Source organism: Anaerostipes hominis (ex Lee et al. 2021) (assembly GCF_002270485.1).
Lineage (GTDB): Bacteria > Bacillota > Clostridia > Lachnospirales > Lachnospiraceae > Anaerostipes > Anaerostipes hominis.
This window is the reverse complement of record NZ_NQOG01000022.1, coordinates 40313-46361: the sequence shown is the minus strand read 5'-3', so window position 1 is coordinate 46361 and position 6049 is coordinate 40313. Positions and strand designations below refer to the sequence as shown.

Below are 6049 nucleotides of genomic sequence, written 5' to 3'. Positions count from 1 at the left end.
TGCCCCCTGTTGACCGTGAAATCACGGTAGAACAGGCCATCATCATAGCAAGGAATCAAGGTTATAAGATCAAGTCAGCAACTGCATAACCTTAACTTTTCAATATTCACTTTTTAAAGTAGCCACCGGAAGATGGCTTATTTGTTATGCGATTAAATAAATGGATACCCTCTACTTCTCATTTTCAATCTTCTCCTCACTTATACTTCTATAATTGCCTGCAATACCACTGAATTCTCCTGCCATCTGGTAATTGCAAATTCTCTTGTCAACATGTCTTCCAATATATTTCTGTTTTTTTTAAATTTTTGTATAGACACCTGTTTCTTGGGTTTCATGACAAACTGCAGCATAATTCTGTCCTGTTCGATAAAGGTATCTATGTTTAAAGACCGGATTCCTATTTTTTGAACAGAAAATTTCATCATCTGATGAAATCCTGTCAAAAATGAAAATGTAAAAATAACCGGTGAATCTTTTTCTATTCTTTCACAGCTGACTATAATCTCGGGATGAACCTCTCTGAAATGGTTCATAAGTTCATAAAATGCAGGAAGAAACAGAATTTCCTCCTGACTCTTATCCAACTCCTCCAGGCCGGAAACCACAAAATAAGTTTCTTCCAGTCCTTTTAAATAAGATTTCAGCCTGTCACACTTTTTTTGGATTTTTCGTATATTTCTGGATAGTGTATCTAATGCATGTTCCACTTCTCTTGTATCCGGCTCCTTCACTTCTTCCATGCGGTTTTCATCTAAGGACAAAGGAGAAAATACAGACCGGATCTGTCTCTTTTCTTTTTCCAGCATCACACACCGGATCAGCCGCTCTTTTTCTTCTTCCAGCTTATATTTTTCTTCTATAAATTTTTCTTTCTCAGCCACACACTCCATATATTCTTCGGATAAATAGGCAGCCAGATCTGACATCAGCTGATCCTTATCAATCTTCTTCTCATCCAAATATCTCACCACCTCTTCTCTCTATGATAAACGAATTTTTAAGGAATGCAAAGTATTATTGTATCAAATCATTGTTTGTCATATAATAATAGTAATAAATTAGAAAGGAGACTCTGTATGCGTTTCTACAAAAAACTGCGAAATCTGGCCACCATTACAACTGTATCAACAATATGTGTATATCTGATAAATAAACTTGTCTTCTCATTATCCTCCATGAGAGACGCTTTGTTCTCCAAATACGGCAATACTTACTCCTGGAGATTTGGCAATATATACTATACAAAACATGGAACCGGTTCTCCGATTCTCCTCATTCATGACCTGAACAACTGCAGTTCTGAACTGGAATTTCATAAAATAAAGGAAGAACTCTCCAAATCACATACCGTCTATACCTTGGACCTCCTTGGATGCGGCCGTTCCGACAAGCCCCGGATCACTTATACAAGCTACCTTTATGTTCAGCTCATCAACGATTTTATCAAAAATATAATTGGCACGAAGACCGATATTATCGCCAGCGGCAATTCATCATCCCTGAGTTTCCTGGCATGCTACACAGAACCGAGGAACTTCAGCCGCCTCATGATGATCAATCCTGAAAATATGACGAAGGCGGGGCGTTATCCCGGGAATCGCAAGAAAGTACTCAAGTATTTTATTGAACTGCCGATCATCGGCACACTCACTTACAATATCCTGCACAGCAGGCCCATGATCCAGAAAAAACTTGCCCGGGAATATTTCCACAGACCTAAGGACATTAAGCAGAAATATGTGGATATCTGTCATGAATCCGCTCACAAATGTGGATCAGATACAAAATATTTATATGCAAGCCTCATTTCGGACTACCTGAACTGTAATCTAATCCCATCCATAAAAAACTTAAACCACAGTATCTACTTTCTCATGGGAGACCATGCCCCGGAAGCCGAGAACACCATTGAACAGTACCAGGTGTTGAACCCTTCTATAGAATATCATTTTATAAAAGGCTCAAAACTCTTGCCCCATCTGGAAAATACGGATGAAGTCCTGAAAGCCTGCAAGATCTTTTTTTAACGGATAGGCTCTTTTGACGGCAGCCCTGCTTTGCGCGGATAGCGCTTTGGGGCTGCCTTTTGTTTTTTTATTTTAAGAATAGTCCTCTCCATATCTGTACCCGGAAGTACAAATGACACAACATCCTCGATTTTTCCTCCCAAGAGATGTACTGCATTCTTTCCTTCTCTCATCTCTTCTTCGATCCTGCCGGATTTATAAGGAAGGAACATTCCGGATACCTTCACATATGGAAGACAATACTCCGAAAGCGTGCTCAAATTAGCAACTGCCCTGGATACAACCAGGTCAAACTGCTCACGGTATTCCTTTTTCCTGGCGAAATCCTCTGCTCTTCCATGAATTGCCCTGATATCACGAAGTTCCAGCGCATCGATCACTCCCTCCAGAAATTTAACTCTCTTATTCAAGGAATCCAAAAGTACAATCTTTAATTCGGGAAATGCAATCTTTAAAGGGATTCCTGGAAACCCTGCTCCCGTCCCCACATCCAGGACTTTTTGTGAAGAGAATCCACACTCTGCCTTCACCAATGCCACACTGTCCACAAAATGCTTCAGTATAACATCCTCTCTGTCTGTAATCGCGGTGAGATTCATAACCTTATTTTTCTCTGTCAGCAGTTCATAATATGTTTCAAATTGAGCCAGCTGCCTGTCTGTCAATGTAATGCCTAACTCTTCTGCTTTTTCTCTTAAACTAATCATATACACTCCTAAGCCCTTTGACCGAGCTGTTCCAAAAAGATAAGAAGTACCGAAATATCTGCAGGGGATACCCCGGAAATCCTGGATGCCTGTCCAATAGATGCAGGACGAATCTTAGACAGCTTCTGTACCGCTTCAATCCTTAAGTTTCCTATTTCTTCATACCTGATTCCCTCGGGAATTTTCTTTTTCTCTAAACGCTTAAACTGTTTCACCTGAGAAAGCTGGCGTTTAATATAACCTTCATATTTAATATTAATATTGACCTGTTCTCTCACATCCTCAGGATATTCCGGCCTGTTCGGATCAATGGGTGCCAGCATGTCATAAGTGAGCTCCGGTCTCCTGATCAGTTCCGCCATAGTGGCAGAAGACTTTAATTCCGTACTCTGACATCCCGTAAGCAGATTCTGAACTTCTCTTGAAGCCCCGACATTTACACGGTTAAGCCGTTTGATTTCTTTTTCTATCAGCGCTTCTTTCTCCATCAGCTTTTGATATCTCTCCTCACCGATAAGTCCCACTTCATATCCTATCTTTGAAAGGCGGAGATCCGCATTATCCTGTCTCAGTAAAAGCCTGTATTCTGCCCTGGAAGTCATCATCCGGTACGGTTCGCTCGTCTCTTTTGTCACAAGGTCATCAATCAGAACGCCGATATAAGCCTGAGAACGGTCAAGGACCAGCGGTTCCTTTTCCTTTAGCATTCTTACAGCATTAATCCCTGCGATCAGTCCCTGGGCTGCTGCCTCTTCATATCCAGAGCTTCCGTTGAACTGTCCTGCCGAAAACAGCCCCCCGATTTCCTTAAATTCCAGCGACGGCTTCAGCTGCGTGGCATTAATACAGTCATACTCGATAGCATATGCATTTCTGATGATTTTAACATTCTCAAGCCCCGTTACACTGCGATACATGGCATACTGGACGTCTTCAGGCAGAGAACTGGACATTCCTCCCACATACATCTCATTCGTATATTCACCCTCAGGTTCGATAAATACCTGATGCCTGTTCTTATCCGGGAATTTTACAATCTTATCTTCAATAGAAGGACAATACCGGGGACCCGTACCCTCAATGGCGCCTGAAAATAATGGGGAACGTCCGATATTTTCACGGATGATCTCATGTGTCTCCTCGTTTGTATAAGTAAGCCAGCAGGAGATCTGATCTCTCTCTATATCTTCTCTTGTATTTGTAAAACTGAACGGAATAATTTTTTCATCTCCGAACTGTTCTTCCATCTTATCAAAATTAATACTGTTTTTATCGATTCTGGCCGGAGTTCCAGTCTTAAACCGGCGCATTTCGATTCCAAGTTTCTTCAGAGACTTCGTCAGATAATTGGCGGCCTGAAGACCGTTAGGTCCTGTCTCATTGCTCACATCTCCATAAATACACCTTGCTTTTAGATAAGTACCTGTTGTGAGGATCACTGCTTTCGCATGATAAACAGCACCCGAGTAAGTCTTCACGCCCGTAACTTTACCGTCCTGTGTGAGAACTTGTGTCACTTCTCCCTGTCTGACAGTCAGATTTTTTGTATTTCCCATAGTCTGTGCCATAGCCATCGAATACATCTTTTTGTCCGCCTGTGCCCTGAGGGAATGAACGGCAGGACCCTTAGAGCGGTTCAGCATTTTGGACTGAATATAAGTCTTATCTATATTAATGCCCATTTCGCCGCCAAGAGCATCTATTTCTTTTACCAAATGTCCCTTAGAACTTCCTCCTATGTTTGGATTACACGGCATCATAGCTATGCTGTCCATGCTCACCGTAAAACAGATTGTTTTAAATCCGAGGCGCGCAGAGGCCAATGCCGCCTCACAGCCTGCATGACCTGCACCCACTACTACAATATCATAAAATTCTTCTAAATTTTTCATCTCTATTTACCCATACAAAATTCTGCAAATATTTCATTTACCAGATCCTCACCTACAGACTCCCCAATAATATATCCAAGCTCCTCATAAGCATTCATAAGATCAATCGAAAAGAAATCCTCCGGCATCCGGTCCTCTATGCTTTTAAGAACCAGGTCAAGGCTGTCCTTTGCATTTGACAACGCTTTCTTATGTCTCATATTTGTAATATATACTTCGTCATTAAACGATACCCTTCCGTCAAAGAAAAGATCATTGATCCTCTCATAAAGATCTTCAAGACCATAAAGACTTTTTGCCGATACCGGAACGATATTTTGAAATCCTCTCTGAAGAAATTCACTTTCAGAAACTTTTGTTTCCAGATCTGATTTATTTAACAGCACAATGACCTGCTTTCCCGTAAGAAGCTTCATAATGTCTTCGTCTTCTTTTGTCAGGGGAACCGAAGTATCCACAACATAGAGGACGAGATCCGCTTTTATCACCGAATCTCTCGCTTTATCCACACCGATCTTCTCAACAACGTCTTCTGTATACCGTATTCCCGCCGTATCGATGACATTCAGCGGAATTCCGTTAATCTGGATAGACTCTTCCAGAGTATCCCTTGTAGTCCCTGCGATATCTGTAACAATGGCTCTTTCTTCACCCAGCAAAACATTTAATATTGAAGACTTCCCGGCATTGGGTTTTCCGACAATTGCCGTGTGAATGCCTTCTTTCAATATACGTCCGTTGTCGGAAGAATCAATATACTTCTGAATATCATCTCTCGCATGTTCTACCTGTATTTTCAGCTGTTCAGAGAATCCATCCACAGAGTAATGCTCAGGGTCATCTAAAGCGGATTCAATGAACGCCACACTGTGAACAATCTCTTTTCTCAGAGAACGGATTTTATCAGAAAGGCTTCCCTTTAACTGCTTTAAAGATGTTTCCATGGCAAACTCATTTTTAGAGTGAATCAGATCCATCACAGCCTCTGCTCTGGAAAGATCGATTCGTCCGTTTAAAAATGCCCGTTTCGTAAATTCACCCGGTTCTGCCGGCCTCGCCCCGGCCTCAATAATACAGGACAGTATTTTTTTCATTATAACAACTCCACCGTGACAGTTAATCTCCGCCACATCTTCGGCAGTATAGGAATGAGGGCCTTTCATAATCAAAAGAATACATTCATCGATATCCTTTCCGTCCTTCACTGCATGTCCGTAATGAGCCGTATAAGTGGCTGCCTGTTTTATATCTTTTTCTCTTTTCGGGCGGAATACTTTAGAAGCAATATCTATGGCTTCCGGCCCGCTGATCCTTATAATCCCGATTCCGCTGTTGGACAGCGGTGTAGCGATCGCTGCAATTGTATCTGTTCCCATTTCAATGTCCTCCGCAAGGCAAAAAAGGGCTGCCGCAAAAGGCA

The 6049-nt window shown here is 41.7% G+C and carries 5 protein-coding genes; 1 reads left to right on the top strand and 4 read right to left on the bottom strand.

What is annotated here, in order from left to right; all coding sequences use genetic code 11:
* Nucleotides 1–200: 200 nt before the first annotated feature.
* The gene (locus tag CI597_RS14960; RefSeq protein ID WP_235824654.1) at nt 201–971 is read right to left on the bottom strand and encodes a hypothetical protein; all 771 of its coding nucleotides are present in this window, start codon (nt 969–971) and stop codon (nt 201–203) included.
* 108 nt (nt 972–1079) lie between these two features.
* Here CI597_RS14960 and CI597_RS14955 point away from each other — a divergent pair, with 108 nt between their 5' ends.
* Entirely contained in the window at nt 1080–2030 is a 951-nt protein-coding gene (locus CI597_RS14955; RefSeq protein WP_024729062.1) for an alpha/beta fold hydrolase, read from the top strand.
* On the opposite strand, the gene rsmG is transcribed toward CI597_RS14955, so the two are convergent.
* The 3 genes from rsmG to mnmE are packed head-to-tail and all read right to left on the bottom strand — an operon-like array spanning nt 2027 to nt 6005.
* Nucleotides 2027–2737 carry a 16S rRNA (guanine(527)-N(7))-methyltransferase RsmG gene (gene rsmG / locus CI597_RS14950; RefSeq protein WP_024729061.1) on the bottom strand — a complete coding sequence of 237 codons (711 nt, stop codon included), beginning with the start codon at nt 2735–2737 and terminating at the stop codon, nt 2027–2029. The two genes, CI597_RS14955 and rsmG, sit on opposite strands and share 4 nt — an antisense overlap.
* Before the next feature lie 8 nt (nt 2738–2745).
* Entirely contained in the window at nt 2746–4629 is a 1884-nt protein-coding gene (mnmG, locus tag CI597_RS14945; RefSeq protein WP_024729060.1) for a tRNA uridine-5-carboxymethylaminomethyl(34) synthesis enzyme MnmG, read from the bottom strand.
* A gap of 2 nt (nt 4630–4631) precedes the next feature.
* Complete coding sequence (mnmE, locus tag CI597_RS14940) at nt 4632–6005, bottom strand: tRNA uridine-5-carboxymethylaminomethyl(34) synthesis GTPase MnmE (protein WP_024729059.1); 1374 nt, start codon at nt 6003–6005, stop codon at nt 4632–4634.
* Between the last annotated feature and the right edge of the window lie 44 nt (nt 6006–6049).

Bases quoted from the DNA above. Each gene is read 5' to 3' on its own strand.
- mnmE (WP_024729059.1), bottom strand. From the start codon at position 6,005: ATGGGAACAGATACAATTGCAGCGATCGCTACACCGCTGTCCAACAGC.
- CI597_RS14955 (WP_024729062.1), top strand. From the start codon at position 1,080: ATGCGTTTCTACAAAAAACTGCGAAATCTGGCCACCATTACAACTGTA.
- mnmG (WP_024729060.1), bottom strand. From the start codon at position 4,629: ATGAAAAATTTAGAAGAATTTTATGATATTGTAGTAGTGGGTGCAGGT.
- rsmG (WP_024729061.1), bottom strand. From the start codon at position 2,737: ATGATTAGTTTAAGAGAAAAAGCAGAAGAGTTAGGCATTACATTGACA.